The sequence below is a fragment of the Stenotrophomonas sp. MYb238 genome, from assembly GCF_009496535.1.
GTDB lineage: Bacteria > Pseudomonadota > Gammaproteobacteria > Xanthomonadales > Xanthomonadaceae > Stenotrophomonas.
Genome location: NZ_WIDL01000020.1, coordinates 15612 through 37774, shown reverse-complemented (window position 1 = coordinate 37774; position 22163 = coordinate 15612). Strand labels below are relative to the sequence as shown.

18 protein-coding genes and 3 tRNA genes are annotated in these 22163 nt (G+C 65.9%); 17 read left to right on the top strand and 4 right to left on the bottom strand.

All coding sequences use genetic code 11. The features are described 5' to 3' along the window. Positions 1 to 3720 carry a PilC/PilY family type IV pilus protein gene (locus tag CQ393_RS13500; protein ID WP_194269672.1) on the top strand — a complete coding sequence of 1240 codons (3720 nt, stop codon included), beginning with the start codon at positions 1 to 3 and terminating at the stop codon, positions 3718 to 3720. 4 nt (positions 3721 to 3724) lie between these two features. Continuing rightward, positions 3725 to 4129, top strand: a complete 405-nt coding sequence (locus CQ393_RS13495; protein WP_343199971.1) for a type IV pilin protein — start codon at positions 3725 to 3727, stop codon at positions 4127 to 4129. A gap of 207 nt (positions 4130 to 4336) precedes the next feature. On the opposite strand, the gene CQ393_RS13490 is transcribed toward CQ393_RS13495, so the two are convergent. Both CQ393_RS13490 and CQ393_RS13485 read right to left on the bottom strand, forming a co-directional pair. Next, positions 4337 to 4413: transfer RNA gene (locus CQ393_RS13490), tRNA-Asn, on the bottom strand. An 89-nt stretch (positions 4414 to 4502) separates the two neighbouring features. Next, on the bottom strand, positions 4503 to 5012 hold the full coding sequence (locus tag CQ393_RS13485) for a GspH/FimT family pseudopilin (RefSeq protein ID WP_228114543.1): 510 nt from the start codon (positions 5010 to 5012) through the stop codon (positions 4503 to 4505). Positions 5013 to 5225: 213 nt separating this feature from the next. Here CQ393_RS13485 and uvrB point away from each other — a divergent pair, with 213 nt between their 5' ends. The 13 genes from uvrB to CQ393_RS13420 all read left to right on the top strand — a co-directional run bounded on the left by uvrB (position 5226) and on the right by CQ393_RS13420 (position 18579). Beyond that, a complete protein-coding gene (gene uvrB, locus CQ393_RS13480; RefSeq protein ID WP_153192081.1) occupies positions 5226 to 7241 on the top strand; it encodes an excinuclease ABC subunit UvrB in 2016 nt (671 codons plus the stop codon). Positions 7242 to 7387: 146 nt separating this feature from the next. After that, positions 7388 to 7462 (top strand) — tRNA-Val (locus tag CQ393_RS13475). A 402-nt stretch (positions 7463 to 7864) separates the two neighbouring features. After that, positions 7865 to 9769 (top strand): threonine--tRNA ligase, encoded by a 1905-nt coding sequence (gene thrS, locus CQ393_RS13470; RefSeq protein ID WP_153192079.1) that lies wholly within the window; start codon positions 7865 to 7867, stop codon positions 9767 to 9769. Between the two features lie 66 nt (positions 9770 to 9835). After that, positions 9836 to 10360, top strand: coding sequence for a translation initiation factor IF-3 (gene infC / locus CQ393_RS13465; protein WP_343199975.1), 525 nt, complete (start codon positions 9836 to 9838; stop codon positions 10358 to 10360). Between the two features lie 314 nt (positions 10361 to 10674). Beyond that, a complete protein-coding gene (rpmI, locus tag CQ393_RS13460) occupies positions 10675 to 10872 on the top strand; it encodes a 50S ribosomal protein L35 (protein WP_010342861.1) in 198 nt (65 codons plus the stop codon). 11 nt (positions 10873 to 10883) lie between these two features. Next, entirely contained in the window at positions 10884 to 11243 is a 360-nt protein-coding gene (gene rplT / locus CQ393_RS13455; protein ID WP_054664681.1) for a 50S ribosomal protein L20, read from the top strand. 297 nt (positions 11244 to 11540) lie between these two features. After that, positions 11541 to 12536 carry a phenylalanine--tRNA ligase subunit alpha gene (locus CQ393_RS13450; protein ID WP_153192076.1) on the top strand — a complete coding sequence of 332 codons (996 nt, stop codon included), beginning with the start codon at positions 11541 to 11543 and terminating at the stop codon, positions 12534 to 12536. A 66-nt stretch (positions 12537 to 12602) separates the two neighbouring features. Then, the gene (gene pheT / locus CQ393_RS13445) at positions 12603 to 14996 is read left to right on the top strand and encodes a phenylalanine--tRNA ligase subunit beta (RefSeq protein ID WP_153192075.1); all 2394 of its coding nucleotides are present in this window, start codon (positions 12603 to 12605) and stop codon (positions 14994 to 14996) included. A gap of 23 nt (positions 14997 to 15019) precedes the next feature. Further along, positions 15020 to 15319 (top strand): integration host factor subunit alpha, encoded by a 300-nt coding sequence (locus tag CQ393_RS13440; RefSeq protein ID WP_054657702.1) that lies wholly within the window; start codon positions 15020 to 15022, stop codon positions 15317 to 15319. Beyond that, the gene (locus CQ393_RS13435; RefSeq protein WP_055769947.1) at positions 15300 to 15656 is read left to right on the top strand and encodes a MerR family transcriptional regulator; all 357 of its coding nucleotides are present in this window, start codon (positions 15300 to 15302) and stop codon (positions 15654 to 15656) included. Before CQ393_RS13440 ends, CQ393_RS13435 begins: the two co-directional genes overlap by 20 nt. 69 nt (positions 15657 to 15725) lie before the next feature. Beyond that, positions 15726 to 15802: transfer RNA gene (locus tag CQ393_RS13430), tRNA-Pro, on the top strand. A 727-nt stretch (positions 15803 to 16529) separates the two neighbouring features. Beyond that, entirely contained in the window at positions 16530 to 17255 is a 726-nt protein-coding gene (locus CQ393_RS13425) for a hypothetical protein (protein ID WP_153192073.1), read from the top strand. Between the two features lie 304 nt (positions 17256 to 17559). Further along, a complete protein-coding gene (locus CQ393_RS13420; protein WP_153192071.1) occupies positions 17560 to 18579 on the top strand; it encodes a TraB/GumN family protein in 1020 nt (339 codons plus the stop codon). 12 nt (positions 18580 to 18591) lie between these two features. Here CQ393_RS13420 and CQ393_RS13415 read toward each other — a convergent pair whose 3' ends face one another. Together CQ393_RS13415 and CQ393_RS13410 are read right to left on the bottom strand one after the other, a co-directional pair. Further along, positions 18592 to 19635: a 4Fe-4S dicluster domain-containing protein gene (locus tag CQ393_RS13415; protein WP_153192069.1), complete on the bottom strand. Its 1044-nt coding sequence runs from the start codon at positions 19633 to 19635 to the stop codon at positions 18592 to 18594. A 47-nt stretch (positions 19636 to 19682) separates the two neighbouring features. After that, on the bottom strand, positions 19683 to 19970 hold the full coding sequence (locus CQ393_RS13410; RefSeq protein WP_153192067.1) for a hypothetical protein: 288 nt from the start codon (positions 19968 to 19970) through the stop codon (positions 19683 to 19685). 187 nt (positions 19971 to 20157) lie between these two features. Here CQ393_RS13410 and CQ393_RS13405 point away from each other — a divergent pair, with 187 nt between their 5' ends. Both CQ393_RS13405 and hemN read left to right on the top strand, forming a co-directional pair. Beyond that, the gene (locus CQ393_RS13405; RefSeq protein ID WP_153192065.1) at positions 20158 to 20574 is read left to right on the top strand and encodes a group III truncated hemoglobin; all 417 of its coding nucleotides are present in this window, start codon (positions 20158 to 20160) and stop codon (positions 20572 to 20574) included. Positions 20575 to 20639: 65 nt separating this feature from the next. Continuing rightward, entirely contained in the window at positions 20640 to 22049 is a 1410-nt protein-coding gene (gene hemN, locus CQ393_RS13400) for an oxygen-independent coproporphyrinogen III oxidase (RefSeq protein WP_153192063.1), read from the top strand. The last annotated feature ends 114 nt before the right edge of the window (positions 22050 to 22163 follow it).

Sequence of the window (22163 nt, the reverse complement as noted above, 5' to 3'; positions counted from 1 at the left end):
ATGAAGCGCAAGCATCCGCACACTGGAACATCTCAGCAGTCGGCGCGCCGGTGGTGGGCCGGCCCGAGCGCGTTTCTCGTCAGCATGCTGGCGTTGCCGGTCAACGCCGGCATCGTGATCCCCGACGATCCGCTGACCACGTCGGCACGCGTCGCGCCCAACATCCTGTTCATCCTCGACGACTCGGGCTCCATGGCCTGGCGCAACATGAACAACCAGGACATCGGCGAGATCACCGGTCCCGGGGAGTTCAGCAGCCGGCCCGATGCCAACGGCGTGTCGGCCGGGACCGGGATCAGCAGCGAAACCACCGGCAATTCCCGCATGTACATGCAGAGCTATGCCACCAATTCGCTCTATTACAACCCGGCGGTGAAGTATCAGCCGTGGATGGGAGCCGATGGCAATCGCCTGACGGGCGGCACGGATTTCACCGCGGTCTACAGCAGCGATCTGAACGTGACCCATTCGGGAGCGGGCACGAGCGGCGGCTCGAAGGATCTTTCCGCTAATACCCAGACCTTCTACGTTCCGAAGAACGTGGCGAGCACCAGCACCGCTTATCTCTCCAACGTATCCAACTATTATCGATACCAGATTCTGCCGGGAAACTCGGGGATCCGGCGCGGTGTCTATGGCGCGGTCGCCATAACCAGCCGCGAGACGGTCCAGATCGATGGCAGCAATGTCGATACGGGCACCCTCGACAACAATACGGTTGTCGACAACAGGCTGGCTTCCGTAGTGGCGGGTGTCGGCCTCGTGATCACCATCGAGAACACGACTTCTTCGACCAGAAACCGGGACATGGACTACCAGGTGAATAGCCCGTCCGGTACCCGGGTATGTTCCGGAACGGTGTCCCGGGGGCGCTCGGTTGATTGCTCGTTGTCGGTGGCCGAGGCTGGCCAGTACACGGTCAAGCTGCAGCGAGCGACCAGCAACTCCACCAGCTATAGTCTTTCCGCGCTGCGCTACACCACCAACAGCTGCGATGCAGAAACCAGCGGCTATGGCTGGATCGACTGTACGTCGGATCTGCCCGCTTCGCGCACCGACACGGCGAACACCGTCCAGGCCGAGAAGGCCAATTTCGCCACCTGGTATTCCTACCACCGCACGCGTACCAAGGCTGCCAAGGCGGGCGCCGCCGAGGCGTTCAGCCCCTTGAACAGCAAGGTGCGCGTCGGCTTCCGCACCATCTGGGGACGCAACAGCTTCGACATCCCCGTACGCGATGGCAACGACGGGCGTTTCGTCAACAACGTGGCCGATTCCTCGGTGCCCGGCAGCACCAACACCACGTCGCGCTCGACCTGGTACAACCGCCTGTTCGCGGCCGGCGCCAGCGACGGTACGCCGTTGCAGAGCGCGCTGGACGATGCCGGCAGATACTTCAGCAGTTCCAGCGCCAGCGGGCCCTATGGCCCGGAGGAAGGCAGCAACCAGCTTTCTTGCCGGCAGAACTTCTCGATCCTCACTACCGATGGCTACTGGAACACCTCGACCGTCGACAGCGGGAACGCCGATGGCACGAGCGGTTCGGCCATCAAGGGGAGCAAGGAAAAGACCTACACCTATTCTCCCGCTGCGCCCTACAGCGACAGCTATTCCAAGACGCTGGCCGACGTGGCCATGAAGTACTGGAAGACGGATCTTCGCACCGAAGATTACATGGGCAATACGACCAAGCCGGCCAACAACAATGTGCCGACCACGGATGCCGATCCGGCGTTCTGGCAACACATGGTCACCTTCGGTATTTCGATCGGCCTGAAGACCACGATGGGCTGGTCGAGCGTTGAAGGTGTGCCGGCCAATCCGGCATGGCCGGATCCGAAGGGCGATACCTGTACGTCCAGAAGTTGTCCGGACGTTCCTGCACGTCTCGACGACCTGCTGCACGCCGCGGTCAACGGCCGTGGCCAGTTCGTGGCCGCTTCCAGTCCTTCCGAATTCACCGCGGGCCTGGGCAAGGCGCTGGCGGCCATCGCGCAGCGCACCGGTTCGTTCTCAAACGTGGCCACCAACTCCGCGTCCCTCAATACCGGCTCCAAGGTATTCAGCGCCAGCTATGTATCCGGCGTCTGGACGGGCGAGGTGCGGGGACGGGCGGTGACCCGCGATGGCGTCGGTACCGGCTGGACCTCCAGCATTCCGGCGTTTGCCGACCGCAATGTGCTCACCTATGGCAGCACGTTCCCGACGAGCGCCCAGCAGACGGCGTTGACGCGTACGGGCGGGCCCGCGGACTACGCGGTGACGGGCGAGGCCAATGCCAACTACATCAAGGGCGACAGCAGCAACGAGGAGCGCAACCGGGGCCTGCTGCGCAATCGCTCCCTTACCGTGCTGGGCGACATCGTCGGTTCCTCTCCCTTCTACGTGAAGGAGACCGATACGCTGTACGTAGGTGCCAACGACGGCATGCTGCATGCGTTCGACGGCAGCGGCGGCCAGGAACTGTTCGCCTACGTGCCGGGCATCATCAACTTCACCCAGCTCGGGACGCTGAGCCGCGGCGACTATGCGCACAAGTTCTTCGTCGATGGTCCGGTCGTCGTGACCAACCGGGCGTTGACGCCCAACAGGAACATCCTCGTGGGCACCCTGGGCAGGGGCGGCAAGGGCATGTACGCGTTGGACGTGACCGCACCGGCGGACGCCACCGCGACGAGCATCTCGCTGTGGGAGCGTGCCGAAACCACCGACGGCAACATGGGGCAGGTGCTCGGCAGGCCGATCCTGGCGAAGGTGCAGGGCAGCACCAGCGCCGCCGTCGTCTTCGGCAACGGCATCAACAGCAGCCATGACCGCGCGGTGCTCGTCGTGCTCAATGCCGAGACCGGGGAGGTCATCCGCGAGATCGACACCGGCGCCGGCTCCGCCGATGCGCCGAACGGCCTTTCCGCGGCGACCGGCATCTACGGTCCCGACGGCAGGACGCTGGCCTACGTGTATGCCGGCGACATGCTGGGCAACGTGTGGAAATTCAACCTGACCAATACCTCCGCGGCGTCCTGGACCGCGACGAAGCTGTTCACCGCCCAGGATGAAGACGGCAATGCCCAGCCGATCAGCGCGGGCGTGACGGTGGCGACGAATCCCTGGAACAACAAGCGCTGGGTGTTTTTCGGTACCGGCCGCTATCTCACTGTGGACGACGCCGATTCCAGCAACACGGCCGTGCAGGGCATGTACGGCTTCATGGATGAAGGTTCGGCGGTCGAACGCTCCGAACTGACCCAGCGCAGGATCCAGGTGACCTCGGCGACCCAGGACGGTTATCCGGTGCGCGCCTTCGAAGGCAAGGCCAAGCTGCCGTCCGATTCCAAGGGTTGGTACATCGATCTGCCCGATACCGGCGAACGCATCGTGCAGGATGCGCAGGTGGTTTCCAGCTATCTGCTTACCGCGAGCATGATCCCGACCGGCAATGCCTGCGAAGCGGATGGCCGTGGCTACATCAACGCCCTGGATGCTTTCACCGGGACCAGTGCGAGCACGTCCTACTTCGACCTGGACAGGAATTCGAGCACGAACGACACGGTCAATGACCTGCCGATCGGCTCGGTGGACGCCGGGGTGGGCATGCCCACGCTGCCGAACCTGATGCGCGGCGTCATGCTGGTCGCGGGCAGCAACGGTGAAATCGTAGCCGTGCCTACAATCCCGCCGCGTTGGGAGCGGGTATCGTGGCGCGACCTGAAGGGGGATTGAGAACGTGAAGAATGCACGAGACGCCCGGCAATCCGGTTTCAGCCTGATCGAGCTGATGGTGGTGGTGGCGATACTGGCGATACTGGCCAGCATCGCCTTGCCCAGCTACAACAACCATGTGCGCAAGGCGCGCCGTGCGGCCGGCGCGGCATGCGTGGCGGCCGTGGCGCAGCGGCTGGAGCGTGTGTATACGACCGACCTGAGTTACGCCGCCGCACCGAACATCGCCACGTTGAGCGCGGCATGCGACAGCGACGCGCTTCGTTATTACACGATGGCCAGGAATGTCGCAGCGCGGACGTATACGGTCTCCGCCGCGCCAAAGGGAGCGCAGTCAGGCGACTCCTGTGGGACGTTGAGCATCAACCAGCTCGGCGCGAAATCTCCGAGTACCGGTGGATGCTGGTAACTCACCGGGTGGAGCGCGACAAGCAGATATCGCGGGCCGACAGGGAGGTCGGCATGCGGTTCGTGATTCTGGAAGGCGCCGGCGCTGGAAAGGGAGGTGAAACCCTTGAACGTTGCCTCCTGCGGGAAGATTCGGGCGTCGGGATGCCGGGGCGCAAATCCGCATAAAAAGAAAAGCCTGCGATCGCTCGCAGGCTTTCAATTCATCTGGCGCCCGAAGTTGGACTCGAACCAACGACCCCCTGATTAACAGTCAAGTGCTCTAACCGGCTGAGCTATTCGGGCGGGGACGCGCATTCTACGCAGCGCGGCCAGGGCACGCAAGCCCTGCCGCGGGGCATCGATCGGCTGGTGGACAGGGTCTGGAACCGGTCTCAGTGCGGGCAGGCTGTCGGCTTTTTCGGGCGCGCACTGCGGGCGCGGCCGGCATTGTTGACGACCACCGACCCGAGCAGCTGGCCCCGGGCGTTGCAGATCGAGATGGTGAGGTTGCTGCCGGCGCTGCGCCCATCAGGCAGGTAGCGGACCTGCTGCCGCCCCGTCGAACTGCCCAGCCGCAGGTGGCGGGTGACCGGGGCGATGTCCGCGCGCACGATGTCGTCCGGTTTGTCGGGCCGGCGATTGCCGTCGCGGTCGAGGAACAATACCCATCCCGCGCTCCAGTCGGTGCCGCGCGTGCAGGAGGTGCCGTCGGTGGAGGGGCAGAGGACGGCGGTGCTGCGTCTGCTGACCGCCGTCATGCGGGCGAGCGCCAGGTTGTTGAGCAGGGTGTTGGCGGTGGCATCGGCCCGCAGCCGTTCGATCAGGCCGTTCAGGGACGGCATGGCGACGCCTGCAAGGATGGCCAGCACGCAGACGCAGACCAGTATTTCCACCAGGCTCATGCCGCGGAGGCGCGCGTGCTGGCGCGCCGCCAGGAAGAGAGGCGTCCATGCCATCGGTTTTTCCCTTTATGCGGAGCGGCGTTGGGGGACATCCTTTCGTGACGGAGCGACAGCCGGGATCAGCCGAGCTGGCGCTCAGGGATGGGAAGTGTCCTCAGCCGGCCGTCATCCGGACGGTGGCTATACTTGCCGGTCCATACCGCGCGCGCCGCCATGTCCGACCGATTCCAGCTCGTATCGCCCTATTCGCCGGCAGGCGACCAGCCGGCCGCCATCGAGAAGCTCGTCGCCAATTTCGAGGCGGGCATCGCCAAGCAGACCCTGCTGGGCGTGACCGGCTCGGGCAAGACCTACACCATCGCCAACGTGGTGCAGCAGATCCAGCGGCCGACGCTGGTGATGGCGCCGAACAAGACGCTGGCGGCACAGCTGTACGGCGAGTTCAAGTCGTTCTTCCCGCACAACGCGGTGGAATATTTCGTCAGCTACTACGACTACTACCAGCCGGAAGCCTACGTGCCGTCGTCGGACACCTTCATCGAGAAGGACAGTTCGATCAACGAGCACATCGAGCAGATGCGCCTGGCGGCGACCAAGACGCTGCTCTCGCGCCCGGATGCGATCGTGGTGGCGACGGTCTCGGCGATCTACGGCCTGGGCGCGCCCGAGGACTACCTGTCGCTGCGCCTGATCCTGTCCAAGGGCGAGCGCATCGACCAGCGCGACCTGATCAACCATCTGACCCAGCTGCAGTACACGCGCAACGAGTACGAGCTGCAGCGCGGCACCTTCCGCGTGCGCGGCGAGGTGATCGACGTGTTTCCCGCCGAACTGGACGGGGAGGCGGTGCGCATCGAACTGTTCGATGGCGAGGTCGAGCAGCTGAGCATGTTCGATCCGCTTACCGGCGAGAGCCTGCGCAGGATGCAGCGCTACACGATCTACCCGAAGACCCACTACGCCACCACCCGCGAACGCGTGCTGGCGGCGATCGAGACGATCAAGGCGGAGTTGAAGGAGCGGCTGGAACTGCTGTACGCGCAGAACAAGCTGGTCGAGGCGCAGCGCCTGGCGCAGCGCACCCAGTTCGATCTGGAGATGATGGCCGAGGTGGGCTACTGCAACGGTATCGAGAACTACTCGCGGCACCTGACCGGCAAGGCCGCCGGCGAGCCGCCGCCGACGCTGTTTGACTACCTGCCGGCCGATGCGCTGCTGGTGATCGACGAATCGCACGTGACCATCCCGCAGATCGGCGCGATGTACAAGGGCGACCGCTCGCGCAAGGAAACGCTGGTGGAATTCGGCTTCCGCCTGCCGTCGGCGCTGGACAACCGCCCGCTGCGCTTCGAGGAATGGGAGGCGCGCTCGCCGCGCAGCATCTACGTCTCGGCCACGCCCGGCCCCTACGAACTGCGCGAATCGGGCGAGGAGATCACCGAGCTGGTGGTGCGCCCGACCGGCCTGGTCGACCCGCAGGTCGAGATCCGCCCGGTGGGTACCCAGGTCGACGACCTGATGTCCGAATGCCATGAACGCATCAGGATGGGCGACCGCGTACTGGTCACCACGCTGACCAAGCGCATGGCCGAGAACCTCACCGAGTACCTCGGCGAGCACGGCATCCGCGTGCGCTACCTGCATTCGGACGTGGATACGGTCGAGCGCGTGGAGATCATCCGCGACCTGCGCCTGGGCAAGTTCGACGTGCTGGTCGGCATCAACCTGCTGCGCGAGGGCCTTGACATGCCCGAGGTCTCGCTGGTGGCGATCCTGGATGCGGACAAGGAGGGCTTCCTGCGCTCGACCGGCTCGCTGATCCAGACCATCGGCCGCGCCGCCCGCAACCTGCGCGGCAAGGCGATCCTCTACGCCGACAGGATCACCCGTTCGATGCAGGCGGCCATCGACGAGACCGACCGCCGCCGGCAGAAGCAGGTCGAGTACAACGAGGCGCACGGCATCGTGCCCAAGTCGGTGGCGCGGCCCATCACCGACATCCTCGAGGGCGCGCACGAGGAAGGTTCGGCCAAGTCCGGCGGCAAGGGCAAGGCCCGCCGCGTGGCCGAGCCCGAGGCCGACTACAGGGCGCTCGATCCGGCGCAGGCGGCTGCTCGCATCAAGGCGCTGGAGCAGCAGATGTACCAGCATGCGCGCGACCTGGAGTTTGAGGACGCGGCGCGGGTGCGCGACCAGATCCGCCGCCTTAAGGAGGCGAGTCTCGGCTGATGCGGCGGGGCTTGCCGCGGCGTTGTCCCGGGAAAAGCGGAGCAGGGAAGGGCGATGTGAAAAATTTTCCAGAAACCTGTTGCTCTCCCCCTGATCGCTGGACTAAGATACGCGCCCTCGCAACGAGCAATTGATTGCGACGCGAAGGGCGGTTAGCTCAGCGGTAGAGCACTACCTTGACATGGTAGGGGTCACAGGTTCGAACCCTGTACCGCCCACCACTCCGGTAAGGAGTGGATCAATGACCCGGCAGATGCCGGGTTTTTTGTTTCTGCCGCCCGGCACTGCCGAAGACCGTTTCCCCTGATTTTTCCGTGTCCGGCACACCCGGGGCGTCGCCCCGCCGGCGTTACTGCCGAAGACGGCGCCTGGGGCGGATGGAGGCGAAACGGCCGCGTTTGGTTTACCATCGTGCCCGACCTCCTTCCGGAAAAGGTGGCCCGCGGAAACGCCGGCCGAGCGTGCGACATGAGCACTACCCACTCCTGACGCCAGATCACGCCACGGCCCTGCAGCAGGCGCCTTCGTGGCGCTTTTTTATTGCCCCAGTTCCCCCGAAGCGCGCACCGCATCGCGCGCTCCGCGACCCGCCGCGACTGGCGGGCCATGACCCAGGTGAAGCCATGATCAACATCACTCTCCCCGACGGCAGCATCCGTCAGTTCGAAAACCCGGTCAGCGTCATGGACGTTGCCCAGTCCATCGGCGCCGGCCTGGCCAAGGCCACCATCGCCGGTGCGGTCGATGGCGTGCTGGTCGACGCCAGCGACGTCATCGACCACGATGCCGCGCTGCGCATCATCACCGCCAAGGACGAGGAAGGCGTGGAGATCATCCGCCATTCCTGCGCGCACCTGGTCGGCCACGCGGTCAAGCAGCTGTACCCGGACGTGAAGATGGTCATCGGCCCGGTCATCGCCGAGGGCTTCTACTACGACATCTATTCCGAGCGTCCGTTCACGCCGGAGGACATGGCCGCGATCGAGCAGCGCATGGGCGAGCTGATCGCGCAGGACTACGACGTCATCAAGAAGATGACCCCGCGCGCCGAGGTCATCGAGATCTTCAAGGCCCGCGGCGAGGACTACAAGCTGCGCCTGATCGAGGACATGTCCGACGACATCCAGGCCATGGGCATGTACTACCACCAGGAATACGTGGACATGTGCCGTGGCCCGCACGTGCCGAACACGCGCTTCCTGAAGGCCTTCAGGCTGACCCGCATTTCCGGCGCCTACTGGCGCGGCGACGCCAAGAACGAGCAGCTGCAGCGCATCTACGGCACGGCCTGGGCCGACAAGAAGCAGCTCGAGGCCTACATCAAGCGCATCGAGGAAGCCGAGATGCGCGACCACCGCCGCATCGGCAGGCAGCAGGAGCTGTTCCACCTGCAGGAAGAGGCGCCGGGCATGGTGTTCTGGCACCCGAAGGGGTGGGCGTTGTGGCAGGTGGTCGAGCAGTACATGCGCCGCGTCTACCGCGATACCGGCTACGGCGAGGTGCGTTGCCCGCAGGTGCTGGACGTGACGCTGTGGAAGCAGTCCGGCCACTGGGACAATTTCAAGGACAACATGTTCTTCACCGAGTCGGAAAAGCGCACCTACGCGCTCAAGCCGATGAACTGCCCGGGCCACATCCAGGTATTCAACCAGGGCCTGCACAGCTATCGCGACCTGCCGATCCGCTATGGCGAATTCGGGTCCTGCCACCGCAACGAACCCTCCGGTGCGCTGCACGGCATCCTGCGCGTGCGTGGTTTCACCCAGGACGACGGGCATGTGTTCTGCACCGAGGCGCAGATCGAATCGGAAGTGACCGCCTTCCACCAGCAGGCGTTGGCGGTCTACCGCCATTTCGGCTTCGACGACATCCAGATCAAGATCGCGCTGCGTCCGGAGTCGCGGCTGGGCGACGATGCCACCTGGGACCGGGCCGAGGATGCGCTGCGTTCGGCGCTGTCCGGCTGCGGCGTGGAATGGCAGGAGCTGCCGGGCGAGGGCGCCTTCTACGGCCCGAAGATCGAGTACCACCTGAAGGACGCCATCGGCCGTACCTGGCAGTTGGGCACCATGCAGGTGGACTTCATGATGCCGGGCCGCCTGGGCGCCGAATACGTCGACGAAAACAGCCAGAAGCGGCACCCGGTGATGCTGCACCGGGCCATCGTCGGGTCGATGGAGCGCTTCATCGGCATCCTGATCGAGCACCATGCCGGCGCGTTCCCGGCCTGGCTGGCCCCGGTGCAGGTGGTGGTGGCCAATATCACCGACGCCCAGGCTGAATACGTCAAGCAGGTCCGGCAAACCCTTGCGGAGCAAGGCTTCCGGGTCACTGCCGATTTGCGGAACGAGAAGATCGGCTATAAGATTCGCGAGCATACGCTGCAGCGGGTGCCGTACCTGCTGGTCGTCGGCGACCGCGAGAAGGAGAACGGCGCGGTGGCGGTACGTACCCGTTCGGGCGAGGATCTGGGCAGCATGTCGCTCCAGGCCTTCATCGAACGCCTGCAGGCGGAACACAGGCAGTAAGCATCCAGCCCCGGTCCCGCGGACGCTTCCGTCGGGACCGGTACGATTCCATCCGGAGATTGCAATATCAGTACCCCTGACACCAAGCAGAATCGTCGCAACCACGAAATCCGCGTGCCGCGCGTGCGCGTGATCGGCAGCGACGGCGAAATGATCGGCGTGTTGTCGCGCGACGAAGCGCTGTCGATGGCCGAGGACGAGGGCCTGGACCTGGTCGAGATCCAGCCGCAGGCCGATCCGCCGGTCTGCAAGATCATGGACTTCGGCAAGTTCAAGTTCGAAGCGCAGAAGAAGGCCAGCGAGGCCAAGAAGAAGAGCAAGCAGGTCGAGATCAAGGAAGTCAAGTTCCGTCCGGTCACGGACGAGGGCGACTACCAGATCAAGCTGCGCAAGATGCGCGCTTTCCTCGAGGAAGGCGACAAGGTCAAGGTCAACATCCGCTTCCGTGGCCGCGAGATGAGCCACCAGGAACTGGGGCGCGAGATGGCCGGCCGCATCGAGGCGGACCTGGGCGAGGACATCGTGATCGAATCGCGTCCGCGCCTTGAGGGCCGGCAGATGGTCATGATGATCGCGCCGAAGAAGAAGTAAGCCTGCCGCGGCCCTGGGCCGCGGTCGCACCGGAGGGGAGGGCTTCGCGCCGGCTCCCCGACCCGCGTTCATGCATTCCGACGGTCCGGACGCCTGCGATTGCAAGTCTCCGGCTCCGAGGGCATAATGGGCGGCCCGGTTCGCCGGGTTTGCTGTTTGCATTACCTACAGGACCTGCCTGCCTCCATCGGGAGTGCGGGCTTCACGCAGGCACGGGCAAGGATGGAAAGCGTGCTTCATGCGCTCCGCGACGCAATCGCAGGGCACATCAAGCGCCGCCCAGCCAGTAAAAAGAGACCATCAAGGACATAGCAATGCCCAAGATCAAGACCAACCGGGCGGCGGCCAAGCGTTTCCGCAAGACCGCTTCCGGCAAGTACAAGGCTGGCCACGCCAACCGTAGCCACATCCTCACCAAGAAGGCGACCAAGCGGAAGCGTAACCTGCGTCAGACGAATCACGTCCGCGCGGAAGACGCAGGCCGTCTGGACCGCATGTTGCCCTACCTCTGAGGAACTGAACCATGGCACGAGTCAAGCGTGGTGTGCAGGCGCGCCGCCGCCACAAGAAGATCATCAGCCAGGCGAAGGGCTACTACAATGCCCGCCGCAAGGTTTTCCGCGTCGCCAAGCAGGCGGTCATCAAGGCGCAGCAGTACGCCTACATCGGCCGCAAGCAGAAGAAGCGCAATTTCCGTTCGCTGTGGATCACCCGCATCAATGCGGCTGCCCGCATCAACGGCATGAGCTACAGCCGTTTCATGAACGGCCTGCTCAAGGCTGGCATCACCCTGGACCGCAAGGTGCTGGCGGACATCGCCGTGCACGACGCGGCGGGTTTTGCCGCGCTGGCCGAGAAGGCCAAGAGCGCGCTGGCGGCATAAGTCCTTCCTCCGCCGGCGCGGTTCACCCGCGGCGGTGGCGAGTGAGACAATGCATGGGGAAGGGCGCAAGTCCTTCCCCATTTCTTTTTACAGCTTGGCCGTTCCCTTCTCCCGGCGGAGAAGGCGCTCCTGCGGGAGCGGATGTGGGCAGGGGCGAAGTCTCGTGTGATTTCAGGTGGCGAGGTTTCGCTCGTGCCCTCACCCCGGTTCCTTTCCCGGTGGGAGAGGGGCCGGTGAGCTCCGGGGTGTTGCCCGGCGCGGAACGTGCGAGGCGATCAATCCGAGATCCGTCGATCCATGAGTGACATCCAATCCCTGACCGCACAGGCGCTGGCCGACGTGGCCGCGGCGCAGAATCCGGAAACGCTGGAAAACCTGCGCGTCGCCCTGCTGGGCAAGAACGGCAGCATCACCGCCCAGCTCAAGCAGCTGGGTGGGCTGCCGGCCGACGAGCGCAAGGCGGCCGGCGAGGCGATCAACCGCGCGCGCGACGAGGTGTCCGGCGCCTTGGGCGAGCGCAAGACGCTGCTGGAAAACGCGGCCCTGGACGCGCGCCTGGCGTCCGAGCGCATCGACGTCACCCTGCCGGGGCGCGATGGCGGGCGCGGCGGCCTGCATCCGGTCACGCGCACCCTGGAGCGCATCACCGAGATCTTCGGCCGCCTCGGCTACGAACTCTCCGAGGGCCCGGAGATCGAGGACGACTGGCACAACTTCGAAGCGCTGAACTTCCCGCCGCACCATCCGGCGCGCGCCATGCACGACACCTTCTATTTCGGCGACGGCCGCCTGCTGCGCACGCATACCTCCGGCGTGCAGGTGCGCTACATGGACGACCACCGCCCGCCGCTGCGCATGATCGCCGCCGGCAAGGTCTACCGCAGCGACAGCGACCAGACCCACTCGCCGATGTTCCACCAGGTCGAAGGCCTGCTGGTGGACGAGCATTCGACCTTCGCCGACCTCAAGGGCACGCTGAGCGAGTTCGTGCGCGCGTTCTTCGAGCGCGATTTCGAGATGCGCTTCCGCCCCAGCTACTTCCCGTTCGTCGAGCCGGGCGCGGAAGTGGACATCGCCTGGCAGCAGCCCGACGGCAGCACCCGCTGGCTGGAAGTGCTGGGCTGCGGCATGGTGCACCCGAACGTGCTGCGCAACTGCGGCATCGACCCGGAACGCTACACCGGTTTCGCCTTCGGGTTGGGCGTGGAGCGCTTCGCGATGCTGCGCTACGGCGTCAACGACCTGCGCGCGTTCTTCGACAACGACGTGCGTTTCCTGCGCCAGTTCGCATAAGGCGCGGCGGCGGGTTCCCACAGGCATACACGGCGGGCGGTGGCCCGCACAACGGATCGAGCAACGATGAAATTCTCCGAAAACTGGCTGCGCAGCCACGTCCCCACCGATGCCTCGCGCGACGAACTGGGCGCGGTGTTGACCGCCATCGGCCTGGAAGTCGAGGAAGTGACGGCGCTGGGCCAGGGCCTGGACAACGTGGTGGTGGCGCGCATCGTCGAGGCCGAGCGCCATCCGGAGGCCGACCGCCTGCAGGTGTGCAGCGTCGACGCGGGCAGGGGCGAGCTGCTGCAGATCGTCTGCGGCGCGCCGAACGCGCGCCCGGGCCTGGTCGCACCGCTGGCGATGGTCGGTGCGCAGATCGGCGAGCTGAAGATCAAGCCGGCCAAGCTGCGCGGCGTGGAATCCAACGGCATGCTGTGCTCGGCCAGGGAGCTGGGCCTGGACAGCGACGCTTCCGGCCTGCTGGAACTGCCCGACGATGCTCCCATCGGCCAGGCGCTGGTCGAATACCTGGAGCTGCCGGACGCCAGCATCGAGATCAAGCTCACCCCGAACCGCGCCGACTGCTTCGGCGTGCGCGGCATCGCCTTCGACGTCGCCGCCGCACTGGGCAGCGAGGTCAAGCCGTTCGACGTCGCCCCTGTCCCGGCACGGAGCCAGTCCGCGTTGAAGGTGGAACTGGCCGCCGGTGCGCGCGTGCCCCGCTTCGTCGGCCGCGTCATCGAAGGCGTGGACGCCACCGTGCCCTCGCCGGTGTGGATGGTCGAACGCCTGCGACGCAGCGGCGTGCGTCCGATCAGCTTCCTGGTCGACGTGACCCAGTACGTGATGCTGGAACTCGGCCAGCCGATGCACGCCTTCGACAGGGATGCGCTGGAAGGCGACATCGTGGTGCGGGCAGCGCATGCGGGCGAAAGCGTCGCGCTGCTGGATGGCCGCACCGTGAGGCTCGACGACGACTTCCTGGTCGTTTCCGACGGCCGGGGCGGGCATGGCGCCCGTGCCGTGGCATTGGGCGGGATCATGGGCGGGCTCGACACCCGCGTCACCGATGCCACCCGCAACATATTCCTGGAAGCCGCGCACTGGATTCCTTCCGCGATCATCGGCCGCAGCCGCAAGCTGGGCCTGCATACCGATGCAGGCCATCGCTTCGAGCGGGGCGTCGATCCGGAGCTGCCGCGCATCGCGGTCGAGTACGCCACCCGGCTGATCCTCGACATCGCCGGCGGCGTGCCGGGGCCGGTCACGCAGGAAGACCTGCCGGGCCATCTGCCCGCGCCGACCGGGATCGTGCTGCGCCGTGCGCGCATCGCGCGCGTGCTGGGCATCCAGATCGGCGATGCCGAGGTCGAGCGCATACTGCGCGCGCTGGGCATGGCGGTCGCGCCGGCCGCCGAGGGCTGGAACGTGACCGCGCCGAGCCGCCGCTTCGACATCGCCATCGAAGAGGACCTGATCGAGGAGCTGGCGCGCATCCACGGCTACGAGAAGATCCCGACCACGCTGCCGGGCGGCGCGGCGCGCATCGCCATGCCGAGCGAAACCCGCCTGGACGACCTGAGCGTGCGCCGCCAGCTGGTGGCGCGCGACATGCTGGAAACCATCAACTACGCCTTCGTCGATGCGCGGCTGCTCGACCAGTGGGCGCTGACGGACGCTCGCGTCGCGCTGGCCAATCCGCTGTCGGCGGAGCTGGCGGTGATGCGGCCGATGCTGCTGCCGGGCTTGGTGGCGACGCTGGGCCGCAACGTCGCGCGCCAGGCCGGCCGCGTGCGCCTGTTCGAGCTGGGCCGCGTGTTCGCTCAGGCCGGCGAAGCGGGGCAGGCGCCGCGGGAAACCGTGCGCGTGGCCGCGGCGGTCTGTGGCGATGCGGCGGCGCTGCAATGGGGCGAGAAGGCGCGAAAGGTCGATTTCCACGACCTGAAGGGCGACCTGCAGTCGCTGGCCGCCGCTTCCGGCGCGCAGCTGGAATTCCGCGCGGCGACGCACCCGTTCGCGCACCCGGCGCGCTCGGCCGACGTCTGGCGCGACGGCCGGCGCATCGGCTGGATCGGCCAGCTGCACCCGCGCCTGGCCGCGGCGATGGAGATCGACGTCGACGTGCTGGCGTTCGAACTGGACCTGGAGCCGCTGGCCGCGCGTGCGCTGCCGCGTGCCGGCGAGCTGTCGCGGTTCCCGGCGGTGCGCCGCGACCTGGCCGTGGTGGCCGCTGAACAGGTCGAATGGGAGGCCCTGTCGGCGACGATCCGCCAGGCGGCGGGCGCGCTGCTGCGCGAGGTCGTGCTGTTCGACCGCTACGTCGGGCAGGGGGTCGAACCCGGATTCAAGAGTCTGGCTATGGGCTTGATTTTGCAGGACACCTCGCGCACTCTGACGGACCGCGACGTGGACGCCGTGGTCGCCTCCGTGGTGGCCGCCGTCGAGCGCGAGCACGGCGCCAGGATCCGGGGTTGAAGCGGAAGTAACAGGGAACAGGCATGGCATTGACCAAGGCGGAGATGGCCGACCGGTTGTTCGACGAGGTCGGCTTGAACAAGCGCGAGGCCAAGGAGTTCGTCGACGCGTTCTTCGACGTGCTGCGCGACGCCTTGGAACAGGGACGCCAGGTGAAGCTGTCCGGTTTCGGCAATTTCGACCTGCGGCGCAAGAACCAGCGCCCGGGCCGCAATCCCAAGACCGGGGAGGAAATTCCGATTTCCGCCCGTACGGTGGTCACCTTCCGTCCGGGCCAGAAGCTCAAGGAGCGGGTGGAGGCATATGCTGGATCCGGGCAGTAACCGCGAACTTCCGCCGATTCCGGCCAAGCGCTACTTCACCATCGGTGAGGTCAGCGAGCTGTGCGACGTCAAGCCGCATGTGCTGCGTTACTGGGAAACCGAGTTCCCGAGCCTGGAGCCGGCCAAGCGCCGCGGCAACCGCCGCTACTACCAGCGCCACGACGTGCTGATGGTGCGGCAGATCCGCGGCCTGCTGTACGAACAGGGCTACACCATCGGCGGCGCCCGCCTGCGCCTGGAAGGCGAGGGCGCGCGGCAGGAGTCGGCGCTGAGCAACCAGATCATCAAGCAGGTGCGCATGGAGCTCGAGGAAGTGCTGCAACTGCTGCGGCGTTGAACACTTCGGCGGCAATACGCGTATAATCGCCGGCTCGCCACCACGGTGTGGCGGCACAGCAGTAACGATCGGGGCGTAGCGCAGCCTGGTAGCGCATCTGCCTGGGGGGCAGAGGGTCGTCGGTTCGAATCCGGCCGTCCCGACCAATTACTGCAACATGATCAAGGGCTTGCGACTTATGTCGTGAGCCCTTTTTCGTTCATCACCCTATTCCCACCCTAATTTCACCCTATCGGACGGCGAGGGAACCGGTATTGATCTCGGTCCATGGTGCCTCGTGGCCATCGAGATAGACGTTCGTCATTGCCTCCGTGCTGTGGGTCAGTAGGTCTTGCACCTGCTCCTTCGACCAACCCTGTTGTAGGCGCAGGGCGCGTGCGTGATCGACGGGAAGCTGCCGACGTTCCGGCTGGACGATGAAGTGACGGAGGGGCTGCGCGATGCAGACTGACGTTTTCGAGGCCTATATTTGCGCTGAGCTGGAGAACTGGGGCGGGTGTTTGCCCTACATCGAGACTGCGAGTATCTAGGCCCCCAATCCAAGAACGTTCTAGCCGTTCTGATGGAGCATGAGGGCGAAATGCCAACGCGCGTCCAAGGCCTCAAGACCATGTAAACCGACCCGCGCGCTCAGGTCATCGAAGAGATCATGGCCGACATTGTCCGCACCGACATTAGCCTGGCGTGCCTGCTTTGGGGGGTATTGCTGTGGTTCAGGGTGGCGGAAGGAGGAGTGTTGGGAGCAGGCCAACAGTTGGCGCTGGTGTTAGGTCAAGGAACAATATCATTGCGTGCCTATATGACATGGGCCGAGTTGGGCTTTCAGCGGGTTCGCGGGAGGCTTGAGAGATTAACTTCAGGGCAAGTAGCGTAATGGACGACAACAGGGAGAGCGAGGCCAAGGCCTCGAGCATTACGAAATGGGGACTTGGGCTGTCGGCCCTCTACCTAGCGGGGATAGCTATCTATGTGCTGGTCGAATGGCAGCATCTGCTGATGATGAAGCCCAACGAATTTGGCGACTTTCTGGCGGGAGCATTTGGCCCAATGGCATTGGGGTGGCTGGTGTGCGGATACTTCCAGCAGGGGATTGAGCTGCGGCAAAACACACAGGCGTTGTCGCTTCAGGTTGAGGAGTTGAGGAACTCTGTTGAGCAGCAAGCGGTGTTGGCGAGGTCTAATCAAGAGCTACTTGAGCATGAACGCCATATCGCCGACGAGGCACGAGCGGCGAGATCGGCCGAGGAGCAACCGAAGTTCCACCTTGGAGCCATCACTAGGATTTTGGGAGGTACTGACCGTATTTGTTACTTCGAAGTTCTGAATAGCGGTGCGAGAGTTTGGTTGGTTGAAAAAATGCAGGAAAGTGGATCCGGGGATTTCATAAGTATTTCGCGAATGATAGATGCAGAATCCACTATAAGGATCAACTTTTCGCGCCGGCCGCAGTTTGGTTTCGAAGATCATGTGATGAGGACTTATTTCGCAGTGAGAACAATGTCTGGCGCTGTTCTCCGGGTTGATGTTTCCGTGCGTGTGAGCGCCGATCGGCAGATTGGTGATCCTGTAATCGATGTGGCAGCTCTGACCGACTGCTAGTTGACAGGTGCGTACTTCTCGCCTGGATCTTCCATAAATGTGACATAGAAGCCTCCGGCGAAAGCCGGGGGCTTTTTCTTTTCCGCCCGTCCACACTCACCGGACCCATTCGCCGAGCCTACCGGGCTGCGCTGACGGGTACCTATTGCCTGTCGCGCCGTACCGCCTGGTTTCCTCCGCCCCCCGGGGCGTGGCGGGCGTTCTCTTGGGGATAGCGATGTTTCCAGCAGTGGCGAACGATGCCCTAACGCGGGCGTGCGTGGAACCGGCTAAGGTCGCGCTTTTCCACGAAGCAGGAAGCGGAATGCGGGTTGCGAAATGGAGTTTGCTGGCGGGTCTATGGCTGTGGCCGCTGTCATCCCTGTACGCCGTGTCTCCCGCCGGAGCTGGAGAGGCGGAAGGAACGGCGCCGATCCGCGATCTGGAAACCCTGGTGGTGCACGGCGTGCAACCTGGGCCGGGCCTATGGAAGGTCAGCAAGGGCGATCACGTGCTGTGGATCCTGGGGACGGCGTCGCCGCTGCCCGACCGGATCCAGTGGCAACCGGGCGAGGTGGAGGCGATCGTCGCGCGCTCGCAGCAGGTGCTACTGCCTCCTTCGTTGTCCTTCGACGCCGACGTGGGCTTTTTCGGCATGCTGGCGTTGGCGCCGGCCGCGTGGAAGGCGATGCGCAACGAGAATGGCGCGAAGTTGGAGGACGTGCTGCCGCCGGCGCTGTATGCCCGCTGGCAGGCGCAGAAGCGCCGGTATCTGGGTCGCGACGGCGGGGTCGAGCGCAAGCGGCCGATGATCGCCGCGAACGAGCTGTACGCCGCGGCGATCAAGTCGACCGGGCTGGGACAGAAGCCGGTGGTCTGGCCGGTCGTGCAGAAGGCGGCCAAGGCGGCGGGCATCAAGCCGACCTCGACGACGCTGAAGTTCGAGATCGACGACCCGAAGGCGGCGATCCGCGAGTTCCGTACCGGCGGTTTCGATGACGCGGCGTGCTTCGAGCACAAGCTCGCATCGGTGGAACACGATCTGCCGCGGCTGGTGGAGCGGGCCAATGCCTGGGCGGTCGGCGACATCGAAGCATTGCGCCACCTGCCACTGGAAGACGCCGATGGTGCCTGCCTGCGCGCCCTTGCCGATTCCGGCTTTGCCCGCAACCGCGGTTATGGCGATCTCCGGGAGCGGGGGCGCCAGCACTGGATGACGATCGCCGAGGAGGCGCTGCGCCGGAACCGCGAGACGTTCGCGATGCTGCCGGTCGACAGCCTGTTGGCTGCAGATGGCTACCTCGCCCGGCTGCAGGCGCGCGGCTACGAGGTGGAAGCGCCCTGACCGGGCGAGGCGTCAGTTCGCCGCCACCAGGCCCGCGATGGCCAATGCGAGGAACAGCAACGTCAACGCGCCGAACAGCAGTGGCCGGACGCGGAAGGCGACGGGCGGGCGCTGCTCGATGCGGGCGGGGCTGGTGCGCAGGATGAGTCCGGTGGGGAAGCCGTTGCGGACCATGGTGTCGTCGCAGGCGTCCGTGCAGGCGTTGCATCCGATGCAGGCGTCGGTGTGGCCGTTGCGGATGTCCAGGCCGACGGGACAGGCGCGGACGCAGGCCCCGCAATCGGTGCAGTCGCCGAGATGGGCGTCGCTGAAGGTCGGGGGCGGTCCGGCGCTGGCCGGATGCGCGGCGCGGAATACGTAGTCGCGCGCGGTCACCGGGTCCAGCAGTCCGCGCGCGCGCTGCAACACGCTGCTGCCGCCGGCAGTGCGTGCGCCACGCGGTTCGCCGCGCCGCGCGTCGTAGTGGACCGAAGGGGTGAAGGCGTCGGTGAGCCAGGGTTGCACGCGGCTGTACGGACACAGGTAGGTGCACACCTGCTCGTGCAGGAACAGCACGTTGGCCCAGGTGGCCAGGGCATAGAAGGCGATCCAGAACGTTTCCCAGCCGTCCAGGGCGAACGCGGGCAGCGCGGCGACGAGTCCGCGGACCGGCGAGAAATAGCCGACGAAGGTGATGCCGGTCCACAGCGCGGTCGCCGCCCACAGCGCATGCCGCAGCACCGGCTCGATCCGTTCGCCGGCCAGGCCGTTGAGCGTGGTGATGCGCCGCAATGCCCGGTGCAGCCGCGTCAGCACGGTCTGCGGGCAGGCGTATGCGCACCACAGCCGGCCGTACAGGCTGGTGACCAGGCAGAGCGCGCCCAGCGCGGCCAGCGCCAGCCACAGCAGCGGCAGGATGGCATCCGTGCGCAGGTCCAGGCCGAAGAAGTGGATGTGCCGCGCCTGGATGTCGAACAGCAGCACCGCCGTATCGTGCCAGCGCAGCCACGGCAGGCCGTAGAACAGGCCCAGCATCGCGGCCAACATCAGCCACTGCATGACGTGGCGGCGGCTCATGGAAGCCTGTCGCATGGGAGCGGTGGAGCAGCCGGGGCCGACGACGCTCATTCCAGCGGCGGTTCTGCGTCGCCGCCCGGCGGGCGCAGCAGCAGGGCGGTCACGCTGCAGGCGGAGAACGTGCCCAGCCAGGCCAGGAAGAAGCCGGCGGTATAGCCGAGGTCGCGGCTGATGCCGTGGCGCGGGAAGCCGATGCGCTGCAGGTCCAGCGGGTCGAAGAAGGCGAAGAACAGCACCGACGCCACCACCGCCACGAAGAAACTCGGCCACAGCACTGCGCCCAGTTGTTGTACCGGGGAACGTTGCGGAAGAAGCGAGGTGTCGGGGTCGATCATGGTGGCATCGGACGCGGAGCCGGGCAGGCGTACAATCGGTGCTTGCCGCTTCGCCGAGGCGGCGGTGCAGGCAAGGGCGGAATTGCCGTCAGCCTAGGCAGCCCGGAGGCGGGTGGCCTTGATCTGGATCAAGCTGTGCCCGGAAGCCGTTCAGCACAATGGCGGGCAGGCGAGGAGCTTTGCAGCGATGAACGACGAGCGCCTGCCGCAACCGGCGGCGGACCTGTGCAGCGAAGAGGAAATCGACCGCCTGGTGCGGCGTTTCTACGGGCGCGTGCGTGAGGACGAACTGCTCGGGCCGGTATTCGAGGCCCATGTCCACGACTGGGAGGCGCACATGCGCCACCTGGTCGATTTCTGGTCGGCGCTGCTGCGCGGCACGCGCCGGTTCCAGGGCGCGCCGATGCAGAAGCACATGGTGATCGACGAACTGCGCGAGGAGCTGTTCGAGCGTTGGCTGCTGCTGTTCCGGCAGACCACGGCCGAGCTCGGCAACGTGCCGATGCAGCGGCTGGCCGACGATGCCGCCGAACGCATCGCGGGCAATTTCTGGCGGCGCTTCCAGATGTCGCGCTGGCCTGCGTTGCGGGTGCTGGGGCAGTAGGGCGCGCCGCGGCTCCATTGATCTGGCTCAAGGCGGCCGCGCGCGGCATGGGGCAGTCTGTGCCCATGGACACGATCACCGCATTGCCCGACCCGCTGGGCTGGACCTTCGACCCGGACATCCTGCGCCGCCACGACCGGCCGGGGCCGCGTTACACCTCCTATCCCACCGCGCCGCATTTCCATGACGGCTATGGCGCCGGGCAGTTCCAGGCGGCCATCGCGCGCAGCAATGCGTCGACGCGGCCGCTGTCGCTGTACGTGCATGTGCCGTACTGCACCAGCCCCTGCTTCTACTGCGGCTGCAACCGCGTCATCAGCCGCGACCGCGACAAGGGCGCGCCCTATGTCGACCGCGTGCTGGCCGAGGCGGACCGCGTGGCGCCGCTGTTCGCGCCGGAGCGGGAAGTGACCCAGCTGCACTTCGGCGGCGGTACGCCGAACTTCCTCGAACCGGAGCAGCTTTCGCGCCTGGTCGAGGGGCTGCGCCAGCGTTTCCGTTTCAGCGACGATGCCGGGCGCGATTTCTCCATCGAGCTGGACCCGCGTTCGGTATCGCCTGCCGATATCGCCTTGCTGGCGCAGCTGGGCTTCAACCGCGCCAGCCTCGGCGTGCAGGATTTCGACCCGGTGGTGCAGCGGGCGATCAACCGCGTGCAGGGCGTGGAGGAGACCCTGGCGATCATCGAGGCCTGCCGCCGCCACGGCCTGCGCTCGGTCAACGTCGACCTGATCTACGGCCTGCCGAAGCAGACCCCGGAAGGCTTCGCGCGCACGCTGGAAACCGTGCTGGCGGTGCGCCCGGACCGGCTGGCGATCTATGGTTACGCGCACATGCCGCACCTGTTCAAGGCGCAGCGGCAGATCGTCGATGCCGACCTGCCCGACGCTGAGCGCAAGCTCGCGCTGCTCGGGCTGGCGGTGGAGCGCCTGTCGGCCGCCGGCTACCAGTACATCGGCATGGATCATTTCGCGTTGCCGGAAGAGGATCTGTCGCGCGCGCAGCGCGCCGGCAGCCTGCACCGCAACTTCATGGGCTACACCACCCACGCCGACACCGACCTGGTGGGGCTGGGCGTGAGCGCGATCAGCAGGATCGACAACAGCTACAGCCAGAACCCGCGCGACCTGAAGGACTGGGAAGCGCGGATCGACGCCGGCGGCCTGCCGGTATGGCGCGGGCTGGAGCTGGACGACGACGATCTGCTGCGTGCCGAGCTGATCCAGCAGCTGATGTGCCATGGCCGCGTGGATGGCTACGCCCTGGCCGCGCGCCATGGCATCGATTTCGAGCACTACTTCGCCGCCGAACTGGCCGCGCTGCAGCGCCTGGCCGCCGATGGCCTGGCCCGCTACCGCGACGGCGTCGTCGCCGCGACCCGGCAGGGGCGGCCGCTGCTGCGCCTGATCGCCATGTGCTTCGACCGTTACCTGCAGGCCCCGCAGCAGCCGGCGCGCTATTCACGGGCGATCTGAGCGGCATCCAGCCGCGGCAGGACCGTAGGAGCGACTTCAGTCGCGAAGGGGCTTTCCCAGAAAACCCGCAGAGAACCGTGGCTTTGACGGCAGCATCCGCGCGACAGCCCCTTC